The following is a 14,774-nucleotide window of genomic DNA, read 5'->3' as shown; positions in this document are numbered from 1 at the left end:
TCGCCGAGTTTTCAGACAGAGCCTTGTGTCTCTCCGGGCGCTTGCAGTGGGCATCAGCCTCCCTTGCGGGCCGCGATGATACGGTCGAGAAGGTCGAGCAGCCACTCGCGCTCGCCTTCTTTCATGAAGCTGTCGAAGTTGTCTTCGCCCGCGGCGACCTTGCGGTTGAGCCGCTCGGTGAATTCCTTGCCCTTGTCGGTGAGGTAGAGGGCATAGGAGCGCCGATCGTTCTTCGACTTGCGCCGTTCCACCACCTCCATGCTCTCCAGCTTGTCGATGGCCGCCACCATGGCGGAACGGTCCACGTCCAGGGCGGTGGAGACCGCCGACTGGGTCAGCCCCGGGTTGTGATAGATGATGGCGAGGATGCTGAACAGCCCGGGTGTGATGCCCTCCTGGGCGCAAGCCTCGAAGAACACGTCGAAGTAGACGAGCTGCGCCCGGCGTAGCTTGTAGCCGAGGCGGGACTGCAGCATGGAGTAATCGATACCGTTCTGGTCGTCGTTGCTCATAGGTTGGTCGGCCCTGAGGTTGGGTGAGCCACGAGGCGGCAAGCAGCAAACAGCCTATCGGATACCGGACGGCGAGGCCTGTCACGATCTCCAACTTTAGTCGTGTCTCGGCCGTGAGAATCGTCACGGCGACACGGCGTTATGGTCGTATCTTTTTGATGCTGAATGCTTATTTCGCCTTACTTCGGTTCCCCGAGAATAATGTTATTGTGGCAAAATGTTTGACATGCCAACAGTTTAAAAAAATACTGGAGTCCATGTTACCAAGGCTCCCATGCCGAGGGTAGCGAGATGCCCCTTTCGATCCTGACAACGATCACAAACAGCAGGAGCGCCCATGTCTTCCTCCTTTCGCGATGTCCGTCTGGGCACTGCCACTGCCAAGCTGATCCTGCGCGATGATGGAACCCGACTTCTCACTGTCGAGGAACCCCTCGGCGACTACCCCGATACGCTGCTCGAGTGCCTGGAGCGCTGGGCCGACGAGACGCCGGAGCGTACCTTCGTGGCGCGGCGCGACGGTGCCGGCGAGTGGCAGCGTCTGAGCTATGCCGAGACCCTGGCGCGGGTACGCCGCCTGGCGCAAGGGCTGCTGAACCACGGCCTGAGCGTCGAGCGGCCCTTGGCCATCCTCAGCGGTAATTCCATCGAGCACCTGCTGCTGTCGCTGGCGGCAATGTATGTGGGCATTCCCTTCGCCCCCGTCTCGCCGGCCTACTCGCTGGTCAGCCGGGACTACGGCAAGCTGCGCCATATCGTCGAGCTGCTGACGCCGGGCCTGCTGATGGTCGACAAGGCAGAGGATTTCGCCCCCGCCCTGGCGGCGGTGCAGCCGGCCGACTGCGGCTGTGTGGCGGTAGAGGCCGAAGGCTTCCCCATGGGCACCTTCGACGAACTGCTGGATACCCCCGTGACGGCGGCGGTGGAGGAGGCCCGTGCGGCCGTCGTCCCCGACACCATCGTCAAGTTCCTGTTCACCTCCGGCTCCACCGGCATGCCCAAGGGTGTCATCAATACCCACCGCATGCTCTGCGCCAACCAGGAGATGCTGGCCTCGCTGATGCCCTTCATGCGCGACGAGCCACCGGTTCTGGTCGACTGGCTGCCGTGGAACCACACCTTCGGCGGCAACCACAACGTCGGCATCGTGCTCTACAACGGCGGCAGCCTCTATATCGACGACGGCCGCCCGGTGCCGGGCGAGTTCGAGAAGACCATCGCCAACCTGCGCGAAATCGCCCCCACCGTCTACTTCAACGTGCCCAAGGGTTTCGAGATCCTGGTGGACTACCTGAAGCGCGAGGATGCCCTGCGCGAGACCTTCTTCTCCCGGCTCAACCTGATGTTCTTCGCCGCGGCGGGGCTCTCCCAGCACATCTGGGACGAACTCGACCGTCTGGCCATCCAGACTCTGGGCTGCAAGGTAGGCATGCTGACCGGCCTGGGCGCCACCGAGACCGCGCCCTCGGCGATGTTCGCCTCGCTGGAGGAGTCCCGCTCCGGCGTGGTGGGCCTGCCGGCGCGCGGGGTGACGATCAAGCTGGTGCCCAACGGCGGCAAGCTGGAGTGCCGGGTGAAAGGGCCCAGCGTGATGCCGGGCTACTGGCGCCAGCCCGAGGTCACCGCCAGGAGCTTCGATGAAGAGGGCTTCTACTGCCTGGGCGATGCGGTCAAGTTCATCGACCCGGACGACCCCCAGCGCGGCATGCGCTTCGACGGGCGCATCTCCGAGGACTTCAAGCTGGATACCGGCACCTGGGTCAGCGTCGGGCCGCTGCGGGCGCGCATCATCGAAGCCGGTGCTCCCTATGTGAAGGACGTGGTGATCGCCGGGCTCGACCGGCCCTATGTGGCGGTCATGGTGTTCCCGGACCTGGAGAAGTGCCGTGAGCTGGCGGGGCTGGGCAGCGAAATCGATGCCGCCACGGTGCTGGCCAGCGAGCCGGTGCACGAGCGCTTCCTGCAGATGCTGCGGGACCTGGACGCCCACAGCACCGGCAGCTCCACCCGGGTGCGGCGCCTGGTGCTGCTCGACGAGCCGCCGCGCCTGGATGCCCACGAGATCACCGACAAGGGCTCGATCAACCAGCGGGCCGTGCTGGAGAACCGGGCCGCCATCGTCGAGGCGCTTTATCGCGAGCCACCGCCGCCGAGTGTGCTGCGGTTGGATTGAAAGCCGATTCATTCAGTTACCCCGCGCGGCGCGCCCTAGCCGCAAATGTTCCCAATGCCAAGGTCTGGGATGGACCCCCTGTGTCTGGTGAAACGCGCTAGCCGGCGAGTAACGATGCCTATACCAAAGTCGGGTATCGAGAGAGGTTGCTGACTGGACTATAATCGCCCGTCAGATAGATGATGAAGACCATTGTTTTGTACACAAACAAATATAAGCCGCTGAGGTATCCCCATGACACGTCGCACGCTGCTCAAGTCTCTTGCCGTCGTCGCTACCGCCGGTAGCCTGGCGCTGACCGTCCAGGCCCAGGCCCGTGATCTGCGCATGGCCCCCGGGGTGCCGCCGGCGCATCCTGCCTACGATCCGATGTTCACCGAATTCGCCGAGCGTCTGGCCGAGAAGACCGATGGCGACTTGACGGGCAACCTGCTGGGAACCGAGGTGGCCAACATCGGCAACATGCGTAATGCCATCAAGAGTGGCTTGGTAGAGGTGGGGCTCTTCCTGCCGGCCTATTTCCCGGCCGACCTGCCAGAGATCAACCTGGTCGGCGACCTGGCTTTCCTGGGCACCAATCCCCATGCCATGGGCGCGGCGGTGACCGAGTACATCGTCACTTGCGACGAATGTCAGCAAGAGCTCAAACAGTTGGGCATCGTCTACACCAGCTCCCATGCCTCGGATCTCTACCGCATACTGAGCACCGAGCCGGTACGCTCCCTCGATGATCTCCAGGGGCTGCGCATGCGAGTGGGCGGGCCCCAGTATTCCCGCTGGGCCGAATCGGTGGGCGTGTCACCGGCCTCTATCCCCGTAGGGGAGACTTACGAATCGCTCTCCCAAGGGGTGATCGAAGGCACCATCGCTTCCATTGCCGACATCATCTCCTTCCGGCTGGATGATGTGCTGAATTATGTCACTGATGTCGAGCTGGGCACGTTCCATAGCACCATTTCCCATGCGGTCGGTCAGCAGGCCTGGGACTCTCTCTCTGCCGAGCAGCGTGAGGCCCTGGTGCATGCTTCGGTCGAGGCATCCGCCGCCATCACCCAGCGCTGGGGCTACGAGATGGCCGACGAGGCTCGCGAGGTCGCACTCGAAAACGGTATCGAGATGCTGGAGCCCGAGCCCGAACTGTTGGAGGCCATCGAGGCGTTCCTCGAGGAAGACCTGGCCTATGCCGCTGAACAGGCGGAGAGCCGCCACGGTGTAGAGGATGCGGCGGCCAAGATCGAGCGCTTCCAATCATTGGTGGAGAAGTGGACTGCTATCGTCGAGGAGGTCGGCGCGGACCCCGAGGCGGTGGCCGAGGCCATGAACCGCGAGATCTGGGACGGGGTGGATTTCTCCACCTACGGGACCTGATACCACGTCTCCGAATGCCGGCATGCCGGCATTCGGTAACGCCTCTCACGGAGACTCGTCATGGATGCGCTCTACCGCTTCACCAATCGGGCCGCCGTCGGTCTGGCCCTGCTGGGGACGCTCGGCATCCTGCTGATGGTGATCCACATCACCCTCGATGTGCTGCTGCGCGCCACGCTGTCCGTGTCGATCCCCGCCACCGTGGAGCTGGTGACCCGCTACTACCTGATCACCCTGGCATTGTTGCCGCTGGGGTGGGTGGAGTGGCGCCGGGAGATGATTGCCGTGGAGGCCCTGGAGGGACTGATGAAGCCCTGGCTGGTGCGCCTGTCCGATGTGCTGGTGTCGCTGCTCTCGACCGCGGTCTATGCCGTGCTGGCCGTGGCCACCTGGGGCAAGGCCATGGAGCAGTACGACATCGGCGCCTATGTGATGTCGCTGAACTTCCCCATGCCGGTCTGGCCGACCTATTTCGCCCTGCCCGTCGCCTTTGCCTTGGCGGCGGTGGTCTGTGTGGTGCGCCTGCCGTTCCTGCTCAGAGAGACAGCCCCTCCTTCCGGTACGCCAGATGAAAGGTGATTTCCATGTCCGTTGACGTCGGCTTCTACGGCCTCGCCATCCTGATGCTGCTACTGGCGCTGCGGGTGCCAGTGGCGCTCTCGCTGGTCGTGGTTGCGCTGGGCGGCATGACGGTGATGTTCGGCTGGAGCACCGCCATCGGCATGCTCTCCTCGACGCCCTACGAGTTCATCGCCAAGTGGACGCTCAGCGCGGTGCCGATGTTTTTGCTGATGGGCTTCGTCTGCTACCACACCGGCCTTACCAACGGGCTGTTCAGTGCCGCCAAGGTAGTGTTTCGCTGGTTGCCCGGTGGGGTGGCGATCTCTAGCATCGTGGCCAGCTCCGGTTTCGCCGCGGTGAGCGGCTCGAGCGTGGCCTGCTCGGCGGCCATGGGGCGCATCGCCATTCCCGAGATGGTCAACGGTGGCTACAAGCCTAGCTTCGCCTGCGGCACCATCGCCGCCGGCGGTACCATCGGCGCGCTGATCCCGCCCAGCATCCTGATGATCGTCTATGGCGTGTTCGCCCAGGTCTCGATCACGCAGGTGTTCCTGGGAGGCATCACCATCGGTCTGCTGACGGCGCTGAGCTACAGCCTGGTGATTCTCTTGGTCAGTTGGTGGCGACCCGACATCGTACCGCGGGAGGCCGTGGGGGCCCGCGATATCACTGCCCGACAGGCACTGCTCGACATCTGGCCGGTGCTGGTGCTGGGCGTGCTGGTGTTCGGCGGCCTCTTCTCGGGCTTCTTCACCGCCACCGAGGCGGGGGCGGTGGGGGCCGCCGGGGCGATCCTCATCGGCCTGGTGCTGGGGCGCCTGAACGGCCGGGCGATGAAGGCCGCGCTGCTCGAGACCCTTTCCACTACCTCGGCGCTGCTGATCATCGGCGTCGGGGCCAGCATGTTCACTCTCTTCCTGAGTCTGAGCGGCCTCGCCGGCTTTATCACCGGAGCGGTGACCGGCTGGGAGCTCTCCTATCTCGAACTGATGCTGGTGGTGGTGCTGATCTACCTCTTCCTGGGGCTGTTCATGGAGCCCTTCGGCGCCATGCTGGTGACCCTGCCCGTACTGCTGCCGGTATTCGAACTCTACGACGTGAGCCTGATCTGGTTCGGCGTGCTGCTGGTGAAGCTGCTCGAGATCGGCATGATCACCCCGCCGGTGGGCATGAACATCTTCGTGATCAAGGGCGTGGCGGGACAGTACGCCTCGCTGATGGATATCTTCCGTGGCGTGTCGACCTTTCTGGTGGCCGACATCGTGGTCGTCGCGCTGGTGGTCTTCTATCCCCAGATCGTACTGGTATTGACCGGCGGTTGATACGCAAGAGGGCGAGCGTCTGACGCTCGCCACTGGCGGGCTAAATTCGAATCAATTTGTTTGTTTATATAACAATATATTTAATCTTCAATGTTAAATGCCTCCCCAAGGAGGGCCGAGAGAGTGAACAAGATCATCGACAGCAGCACCGCGGCGGGCCTGATTCGGGATGGCGACACCGTCATCTGGACGACCGCCGGCCTGAGCGGCTTCGCCGAGGCCGTAGCCATCGCGCTGGAGCGGCGCTTCCTGGAGACCGGCGCGCCCCGCGACCTCACCGTGGCGCACAGCTGCGGCTGCGGCGACGGCAAGACCCGCGGCATGAATCACCTGGGCCATGCCGGCCTGGTCAAGCGGCTGATCAGCGGCCACACCGGCCAGGCCCCGCGCATGGGCGAGCTGATCCGCGAGAACCGCGTCGAGGGCTACCTGCTGCCTCAGGGCGTGTTGGCGCATCTGTGGCGTCACATCGCCGGCAAGAAGCCCGGCGTGATCAGCAAGGTGGGGCTGGGCACCTTCGTCGACCCGCGCCTCGAGGGGGGCAAGGCCAACGCCGCCGCCGAAGAGGAGCTGGTCAAGCGGGTCGAACTCGAAGGTGAGGAGTGGCTGCTCTATCGCACCTTTCCGGTAGACGTGGCGGTGATTCGCGCCACCACCGCCGACGAGCGCGGCAACCTGAGCATGGAGCGCGAGGCGCTGCTCCTCGAGCAGCTCTCCATGGCCCAGGCGGCCAAGAACAGCGGCGGCATTGTCATCGCCCAGGTGGAGTACCTGGCCACCCAGGGCAGCCTGCACCCCAAGCAGGTCAAGGTGCCGGGCGACCTGGTCGACTACGTGGTGGTGGCCGAGCCCGAGCATCACATGCAGACCATCACCACCACCTACAACCCGGCGCTGTCCGGCGACCTCAGGATGCCGCTGGGCGGCATCAAGCTGCTGCCGCTGGATCCGCGCAAGGTGATCGCCCGGCGTGCCGCCATGGAGCTGGTGCCGGGGGGCATCGTCAACCTCGGCATCGGCATGCCCGAAGGGGTCTCCAGCGTGGCCGCCGAGGAGGGTGTCAGCGACCTGATGACCCTGACCACCGAGCTTGGCACCTACGGTGGTGTGCCCGCCAGTGGCGGCGACTTCGCCACCTCCTACAACGCCGAGGCGATCATCGACCACGGCTACCAGTTCGACTTCTACGACGGCGGCGGGCTGGACGTCTGCTTCCTCGGCCTGGCCCAGACCGACCACGAGGGCAACCTCAACGTCAGCAAGTTCGGCGACAAGGTGGTGGGGCCGGGCGGCTTCATCAACATCAGCCAGAACGCCCGCAAGGTGGTGTTCTGCGGCACCTTCACCAACGGCGGCGAGCTGGCGATCGAGGACGGCCGCCTCGCCATTCGCCAGGAGGGTCACCGCCGCAAGTTCGTTCAGCGCGTCGACCAGATCACCTTCAGCGGCCGCTATGCCCAGGAGACCGGCAAGCCGGTGCTGTTCGTCACCGAGCGCTGCGTCTTCGAACTGATCGACGGCGAAATCACCCTCACCGAGATCGCCCCGGGCCTCGACGTCGAGCGCGACATCCTGGCGGCCATGGACTTCGTGCCGCGCATCGCCAGCGAGCTGCGCGAGATGCCGGCGGCGCTCTTCCAGCCCCGGTGGGGTGGCCTGCGCGAGCATCTGCACGCGACTGAGCATTGAGGAGAAAAGACATGTTCAAGAACGCCTACATTCCCTACGGCGGCTACTACACCACGCCTTTCTGCAAGTGGATGGGCAGCCTGGCCAACGTCAATGCCATCGAGCTGGGCGCGGCCACCAGCAAGCGCTGGTTCGCCAGCCGCGACATCGACCCCACGCTCATCGACTACCTCTACCTGGGGGTGTCGGTGGGGCAGAAATCGATCTTCTACGGCGCGCCCTGGGCCGCGGCCATGATGGGCGCCGGCCAGGCGCCGGGCCAGAACATCACCCAGGCCTGCGCCACCGCCACCACGGCGGTGTTCAATGCCGCCCTGGCGGTGGACGCCGGCAGCTTCGACACCACCTACTGCCTGCTCGCCGACCGCCCCTCCAACGGCCCGCATACCATCTGGCCCAACCCCAACGGGCCGGGCGGCGAGGTGATCGCCGAGAACTGGAACATGGACAACATCGCCGCCGACCCGGCCACCGGCAAGGACATGCTGACCACCGCCGAGAACGTGGCGCGCGAGCATGGCTTCAGCCGCGAGCAGGCCGACGAACTGACCCTGCGCCGCTACGAGCAGTACGCCGAGGCGCTGGCCGACGACCGCGCCTTCCAGAAGCGCTACATGTTCCCCGTTGAGGTCGCGGTCTCGCGCAAGGAGACCAAGCTCGTCGAGGCCGACGAGGGCGTGACCGCGACCAGTGCCGAGGGCCTGGCCAGGCTGCGAGCGGTGCAACCCGACGGCATTCATACCTATGGGGCCCAGACCCACCCGGCCGATGCCAACGCCGGCATCGTCGTCACCACCCGCGAGCGCGCCGCCGAGCTCAGCACCGATCCCCGACTGGCCGTCCAGGTGGTGGCCTACGGCCATGCCCGGACCAAGCCGGCCCACATGCCCATGGCGCCGGCCACCTCGGTCAAGCGTGCGCTCGAGCGGTCCGGCCTGACCCTCGACCAGATCAAGACGATCAAGAACCACTCGCCGTTCATCGCCAACGACCTGCACCTGGCCAAGGCGCTGGGGCTCGACGCCAACACCTTCAACAACTACGGCACCTCGCTGGTCTACGGGCACCCCCAGGCGCCGACGCTGGCACGCCTGCTGATCGAGGCCATCGAGGAAACCGCGCTGAAGGGCGGCGGCTACGCCCTGGTCACCGGCTGTGCGGCCGGCGATTCGGCGGCGGCCCTGATCGTCAAGGTGGGCTGAGTTCTTTCCGGTCATTCCAACCGGGAGCGCCCGCCGAGGGATCGGCGGGTGTGCAAGCAAGAGCGCAAGGGACATGAAGTAGAAAGCAGCATTTATCGAACTAGAACAACACGGAGACTGAACAAGATGATGAATAAAAAAAGACTGGCCATGGCGGTCGCGCTTTCAGCCATTTCCGCACAGGCCTATGCCCTCGAGCTGGGTGAATTCGGCGGTGCGAATCTCAGCATCGGAGGCTATGTCAAGGCGGAGGGAATCTTTACCGATCCCGATGGGGGAGACAGGAACTTCGATGCGAGCGCTCGCCAGTCGCGCATCAACTTCAAAGTCGACAAGGACGTTCAGGGCCATAGCGTGACGGGCTTCATCGAGGGCGATTTCTGGGACAATGCGACGGATACATCGGACACCAGTTACGCCATGCGACTGCGCCATGCCTACATCCAGGTCGACGACTTCACCCTCGGTCAGACCTGGACCGGCCAGTTCTTTGCCAACGCGCCATTCGATGTGGAGATCCTCGACTTCTACGGTACCGGTGTCGGTACTGTCTCCGGCAGCGGCGCGGTCGTAAGGCCGGATCTGGTCCTGCACTATACCCCGGGTGGATTCCGCTTCAGCCTGCAGGACCCGGTCTACCAGGATGCCGACTTCCCGGACATGGTCGCCTCCTACACGCATCGTACCGAGGCGGGACACGCCTTCAATGCCGCCGTCACCGGGCGGGAGGTCGAGACCGGCATCGACGATTCGGAATTCGGCGCCGCGTTCTCCCTGGCCGCTAAGCTCAACTTCGGTGCTACCTCGCTTGCCCTGAGCGGCTACACGGGGAAAGGCAACAACGTCTACTCCGGCTGGGGCTACAACGGCGCGACGAGCCCTATCAGCATGGCTGCGAGTGGAGAGGTCAATGCCGATGGCGACCTGGTGAGCACGACCGGCTATTCGGCGGGGGTGAGCCATCGCTTCAATGAGCAGTTCCGCGGCAATATCCGCTATGCCCAGGTGGAAGCGGACGAGGTGGCGCCGACCGTTGCTGACGACACGCTCGAAATGATCAACGTCAATCTGATCTATACGTACTTGCCCAACCTGGACTTTGGCATCGAATGGCGCGACCGCAATGCGACGACGATGCCGCTGCGTCCGGGTGGGCAGCAGGTGGAGTTGATGGCGATGTACAAGTTCTAGGGGAGCTTGTCGCCGGCTCCTTCGCTCGGTTTCGATCGTTTCTTTGAGGCGAATCATCCTTCCTTCGATGATTCGCCTCTTTTCGTTGTGAGAAAGGCGGGAGTTCCCCTGCGAGTCTTGGAGCAGCCTCAAGCGCAATCGCGGGCCTAGAGTGCTGCTGCTGGGAAGCGGCTCAGCATTGCTCCGGCCTGGCGCAGGGTCTTGCCGTGGGCATGGGCCTGGGGGGCTTGGGTGGCCATATAGAAGGGCGACAGTTCGATCAGGCCCTGCAGATACTCGGCATCACCCTCTCCTTTCTCGTACCGGGCCTCGGCGGCGAGCGCCAGGCGGGCCATCTGCCAGGCGCCGCAGGCGATGCCGAGCAGGTGCAGCAGCGGCACGGCGCCGGCGTAGAGCTCGGCGGTGTCGCTGCGGTGGGCCAGCAGCCAGTCGGCGGTTTCATCGAGCAGAGTGGCCTGGTCGTGGAGCGGCTGCGCCAGGCCGCCGAGCGTGGGATGACCGTCGAGCTGGCCAGCAGTCGCACGGAAATCGGCAATCAGCTCGCGCAGGGTGACGGCGTCCTCACGCAGGATCTTGCGCCCTAGCAGGTCGTTGGCCTGGATGCCGGTGGTGCCCTCGTAGATGGTGATGACGCGGGCATCGCGGAACAGCTGGGCGACCCCGGTCTCCTCGACGAAGCCCATGCCGCCGAACACCTGGATCGCCTCGTCGCACAGGTCGTTGCCCACCTCGGTGCACCAGCCCTTGGCCACCGGCATCAGAAGGTCGACGTAGCGGCGATGCTTGTCGGCGACCTCGGCATCGGGGTGGTGGCGGGCGAGGACGAACCAGCCCGCAGCAGTGTAAAGCAGGCCGCGCATGGCCATCAGCCGGGCGCGCATCGAGACCAGCATGCGCTTGACGTCGGGGTGGGCGAGGATCGGTAGGCCGACTTCGCCGGTGACGATATCGCGCCCTTGAACGCGTTCCCGGGCGTAGGCGAGGGCGGCCTGATAGGCGCGCTCCCCGATGGCCACGCCCTGGATGCCCACGTTGAAGCGGGCCTCGTTCATCATCACGAACATGGTGGCCAGGCCCTGGTGCGGCTCGCCCACCAGATAGCCCAGGGCGCCGCCGTCGTCGCCGTAGCTGAGGGTGCAGGTGGGGCTGCCGTGGATGCCCATCTTGTGCTCGATGGCGATGCAGCGGATGTCGTTGCGCTGCCCCGGCTCGCCTTGATCATCCAGCAAATATTTGGGCACCAGGAACAGCGACAGTCCCTTGATGCCGGGCGGGGCATCGGGCAGCCGGGCCAGCACCAGGTGCACGATGTTGGGGGTGAGCTCGTGCTCGCCGTAGGAGATGAAGATCTTCTGGCCGAACAGGCGGTAGGCGCCGTCGCCCTCGGGCTCGGCGCGCATGCGCGTCGCCGCCAGGTCGGAGCCGGCCTGGGGCTCGGTGAGGTTCATGGTGGCGGCCCACTCGCCGCTGACGATCTTTGCGAGCCAGGTGGCCTTCTGTTCCTCGCTGGCGGCGATCATCAGCGCCTCGGTCTGGCCCACGTTGAGCTGGGGCAGCATGGCGAAGGCCATGTTGGCGGAGAACCACATCTCCCACACCGGGGTGGAGACCAGCTTGGGCAGTCCCTGGCCACCATGCTCAGGGGGAAGGGATAAGCCGATCCAGCCGGCCTCGCGGAACCGGTCATAGGCCGCCTGCCAGCCCTCGGGGGTGACCACCTGCCCATCCTCCAGGCGACAGCCCTGGCGGTCGCCGACCGGGTTGAGCGGCGCGAGCACGCCGGCGGCGAACTTGCCGGCCTCCTCCAGCACGGCGCTGACCAGATCCGGCGAGGCGTCCTCGCAGCCGGGCAGCTCGCCGATCCGCTCGAGACCGGCCAGCTCCTCGAGGATGAACTGCATATCGCGCAGCGGCGCTTGGTAATCGAGCATGGTTAACGTGGGGCCATACGAATTGCCCCATCCACCCGAATTGTCTCCCCGTTGAGCATGGGGTTGTCGACGATATGGCAGGCCAGGCGCGCGAATTCGCCAGGCTCGCCCAGCCGGTTGGGGAAGGGAATGGACGCGGCCAGGGACTGCTGCGCCTCTTCCGGCAGCGCCTCCATCAGCGGGGTCTTGAACAGCCCCGGGGCGATGGTCATGACGCGAATACCGTGGCGTGCCAGCTCCCGGGCGATGGGCAGGGTCATGGCGACGATGCCGCCCTTGGAGGCCGCATAGGCGGGCTGGCCGATCTGGCCGTCGAAGGCCGCCACCGAGGCGGTGTTGATGATCACCCCGCGCTCGCCGTCGGCCTGGGGCTCGCCCTTGGCCATGGCGGCGGCGGCCAGGCGCAGCATGTTGAAGCTGCCCAGCAGGTTGATGTTGACGATGCGGGAGAAGGCTTCGAGCGGCAGGGGCTCGCCGTGGCGGTCGACCACCTTGGCGGGGTCGCCGACCCCGGCGCAGTTGACCAGCCCCTGCAGGCCGCCGAAGGTGTCAACGGCCAACGCCACCACGGTCTGGGCATCGGCCTCGCTGGTGACGTCGGTGCGCTGGAACAGCGAGCGGTCGGTGGCGCTCCTGGCGTTCAGCTCTTTCGCCAACGCCTCGCCGCGTTCGGCATTGAGATCAGCGATCACCACGTTGCCGCCGGCATCGTGGAGGGCGCGCGCGGTGGCCTCGCCAAGCCCCGAGGCGCCGCCGGTGACGATGAAGGTATTGTCCTGAAATTTCATGATGCTCTCCTCAGGTGCGTGGTCCCTGGCCCTTCCGCTTGAAGAAGCTGCCGATGCGCTCGGCGACCTCGGGGCTGGTCTGGGTCAGGGCGGCGGTCAGCGACTCGACGAACAGGCCGTCGTCGCTGGCCATGTTGTCGATGCGCGAGATGGCGGACACCATGGCCCAGTTGGCCATGGGCGCGTTCTCGGCGATGCGGGAGGCCAGCTGACGGGCCTTGTCGAGGCTCTCGCCGTCACCGACCACGTAGTGGGAAAGCCCGAGGCGCTGGCCCTCCTCGGCTGCCATGACGCGGCCGGTCAGCATCATCTCGCACAGGCGGCTGGCGCCGATGATGCCGGCGACCCGCACCGAAGCGCCGCCGCCGACGAAGATGCCGTGGCGCCCCTCGGGCAGTTGGTAAACGGTACTGCTCTCGGCGACCCTCACATGGGTGGCGCTGGCCAGCTCCAGGCCGCCCCCGATCACCGCGCCCTGCATGGCGGTGACCACCGGGAGGCCGCCGTGCTGCAACCGATCGAAGATGCGATGCCAGCTGCGGGAGTGCTGCACCACGCCGAAGGGCTCGCGATGCTGGTGCTCCGCCAGGTCGAGGCCGGAACAGAAGTGCTTGCCCTCGGCGGCAAGGATGATGACCCGGGTCTCCTTGGGGATGGCACTTAGTGCCTCTTCCAGAGCGCCGAGCAGGCGGTCGCTGATCGCGTTACGCTTTTCGGGCCGCGCCAGCGTGATGGTGTAGATGGTGTCGTCCAGAGTCGTCTTGACGAGTGTTTCGGTCATGAGGGCCTCGGCAGTCATTCGGCAGGCTGAGCGCTTGTTGTCCTTAGATACTGTTGTGAGTATAAACAGTATAGAGGCTACAGCACTACCCCCAGCGGATCATTCTCTGGTTGATACGTCTTTGGTCTAGTGTGAGCTTCGGCGTGGGACGAAACGAAAAACGGCGGCCCGAGGGCCGCCGTAATGGGAGGGATAAGACGTTCGACGTGACAGTCAGGCAGCACACTCGGCCCGCAGAGCCATTGCCGCCTCGTAGATATTGCCGGCCTCGCCGCCGACTTCCTCCAGGTAGCCGTCGATGGTTTGCTGCAGTACCGGGCCCCACTCGGGATGCTCAAGCGCGTCGTCGATGACCAGGAACTCGTGGCCGGCCTGCTCGGCGTCCTGGCGCCCCTGGCGAATCAGCTCGTCGTAGACCGCCGCCGCGCGCAGCGACCACTCCAGGCCGCTATGGTCGTCGATCACCTGCTGCAGGTCCGTGGGCAGGCTGTCGTAGGTACGCTGACTCATGGTGGCGAACAGCGACAGGTCGTAGAGCGGCACCTCGGTGTGGTAGTTGGCCAGCTCGTTGAGGCGGAAGGTCTTCATGCCCTCCCAGTTGAAGCTCAGGCCATCCACCACGCCACGCTGCATGGCGGTGAAGACATCCGGGGCCGGCATGCCCACGGCCTGGGCGCCGAGGCGGTTGAACATGTCGCCGACCACCGGCGTGGGACGGCGCAGGCGCAGCCCCTCCAGGTCCTGAGGTGTCTCGATCAGGCGCTCCTTGGTATGCAGGTAGCCGGGGCCGGTGGTGAACAGGAACAGCGGCCGGGTGTCGGAGTACTCCTCGTCGAAGTGCCCCTGGTCGTAGAGCGATTGCAGGATGCAGGAGCCCTGGCGGCTGCTGGCCGAGACGCCGGGAAGTTCGGCCACCTGGGTCAGCGGAAAGCGCCCGGCGTTGTAGCCCTGCGCCGAGGCCCCGATGTCGGCGACGCCGGTGACGGCGCTCTCGTAGGTCTTGTCGGATTTGGCCAGGGTCTGGCTGGGGTAGACCTCCACCTCGAGGCGTCCTTCGGAGGCTGCCTCGACGCTCTCCGCCCAGGCCTGGAACAGCTCGCGGTCGATCAACGATCCGCCGGGCCAGACATGGGCGATGCGCAGGGTGGTCGCCTCGGCCAGGGAGGGCGTGGCGACGAGTGCGGCGGCCAGTGCGCTGGAAAGGGCGATACGGTTCACGGTCTTGCTGGGTGTCATGGGGTCTTCCTCTTGTCGTT

Annotated in this window: 11 protein-coding genes and 1 pseudogene; 7 read left to right on the top strand and 5 right to left on the bottom strand. The window is 65.4% G+C overall.

Annotated elements, in window-relative coordinates:
* Positions 1–53: 53 nt before the first annotated feature.
* Positions 54–512, bottom strand: a complete 459-nt coding sequence (locus I4484_RS18965; protein WP_111414999.1) for a MarR family winged helix-turn-helix transcriptional regulator — start codon at positions 510–512, stop codon at positions 54–56.
* A gap of 334 nt (positions 513–846) precedes the next feature.
* Here I4484_RS18965 and I4484_RS18960 point away from each other — a divergent pair.
* The 7 genes and pseudogenes from I4484_RS18960 to I4484_RS18930 all read left to right on the top strand — a co-directional run.
* A pseudogene (locus I4484_RS18960) lies at positions 847–2,685 on the top strand (feruloyl-CoA synthase); the annotation flags it as partial.
* 234 nt (positions 2,686–2,919) lie between these two features.
* A complete protein-coding gene (gene dctP / locus I4484_RS18955; RefSeq protein ID WP_197448724.1) occupies positions 2,920–4,053 on the top strand; it encodes a TRAP transporter substrate-binding protein DctP in 1,134 nt (377 codons plus the stop codon).
* 60 nt (positions 4,054–4,113) lie between these two features.
* A complete protein-coding gene (locus I4484_RS18950; protein ID WP_197448723.1) occupies positions 4,114–4,632 on the top strand; it encodes a TRAP transporter small permease in 519 nt (172 codons plus the stop codon).
* A gap of 5 nt (positions 4,633–4,637) precedes the next feature.
* Positions 4,638–5,936: a TRAP transporter large permease gene (locus I4484_RS18945; RefSeq protein ID WP_197448722.1), complete on the top strand. Its 1,299-nt coding sequence runs from the start codon at positions 4,638–4,640 to the stop codon at positions 5,934–5,936.
* 123 nt (positions 5,937–6,059) lie between these two features.
* Positions 6,060–7,625 carry an acyl CoA:acetate/3-ketoacid CoA transferase gene (locus tag I4484_RS18940; RefSeq protein WP_197448721.1) on the top strand — a complete coding sequence of 522 codons (1,566 nt, stop codon included), beginning with the start codon at positions 6,060–6,062 and terminating at the stop codon, positions 7,623–7,625.
* Between the two features lie 11 nt (positions 7,626–7,636).
* Entirely contained in the window at positions 7,637–8,827 is a 1,191-nt protein-coding gene (locus I4484_RS18935; RefSeq protein ID WP_167117837.1) for a thiolase family protein, read from the top strand.
* Between the two features lie 126 nt (positions 8,828–8,953).
* Positions 8,954–10,018 carry a hypothetical protein gene (locus tag I4484_RS18930; RefSeq protein WP_197448720.1) on the top strand — a complete coding sequence of 355 codons (1,065 nt, stop codon included), beginning with the start codon at positions 8,954–8,956 and terminating at the stop codon, positions 10,016–10,018.
* A gap of 146 nt (positions 10,019–10,164) precedes the next feature.
* Here I4484_RS18930 and I4484_RS18925 read toward each other — a convergent pair whose 3' ends face one another.
* The 4 genes from I4484_RS18925 to I4484_RS18910 all read right to left on the bottom strand — a co-directional run bounded on the left by I4484_RS18925 (position 10,165) and on the right by I4484_RS18910 (position 14,754).
* A complete protein-coding gene (locus tag I4484_RS18925) occupies positions 10,165–11,949 on the bottom strand; it encodes an acyl-CoA dehydrogenase (protein ID WP_197448719.1) in 1,785 nt (594 codons plus the stop codon).
* A gap of 2 nt (positions 11,950–11,951) precedes the next feature.
* Positions 11,952–12,737: a 3-hydroxyacyl-CoA dehydrogenase gene (locus I4484_RS18920; protein WP_197448718.1), complete on the bottom strand. Its 786-nt coding sequence runs from the start codon at positions 12,735–12,737 to the stop codon at positions 11,952–11,954.
* A gap of 10 nt (positions 12,738–12,747) precedes the next feature.
* Positions 12,748–13,518 (bottom strand): crotonase/enoyl-CoA hydratase family protein, encoded by a 771-nt coding sequence (locus I4484_RS18915; RefSeq protein ID WP_197448717.1) that lies wholly within the window; start codon positions 13,516–13,518, stop codon positions 12,748–12,750.
* A 213-nt stretch (positions 13,519–13,731) separates the two neighbouring features.
* On the bottom strand, positions 13,732–14,754 hold the full coding sequence (locus I4484_RS18910; RefSeq protein WP_197448716.1) for a TRAP transporter substrate-binding protein: 1,023 nt from the start codon (positions 14,752–14,754) through the stop codon (positions 13,732–13,734).
* Positions 14,755–14,774: the final 20 nt, after the last annotated feature.

Source organism: Halomonas sp. SS10-MC5 (assembly GCF_015992245.1).
GTDB lineage: Bacteria > Pseudomonadota > Gammaproteobacteria > Pseudomonadales > Halomonadaceae > Halomonas > Halomonas sulfidoxydans.
The sequence above is the reverse complement of the archived record's forward strand: the minus strand, read 5'-3'. Positions and strand labels throughout refer to the sequence as shown.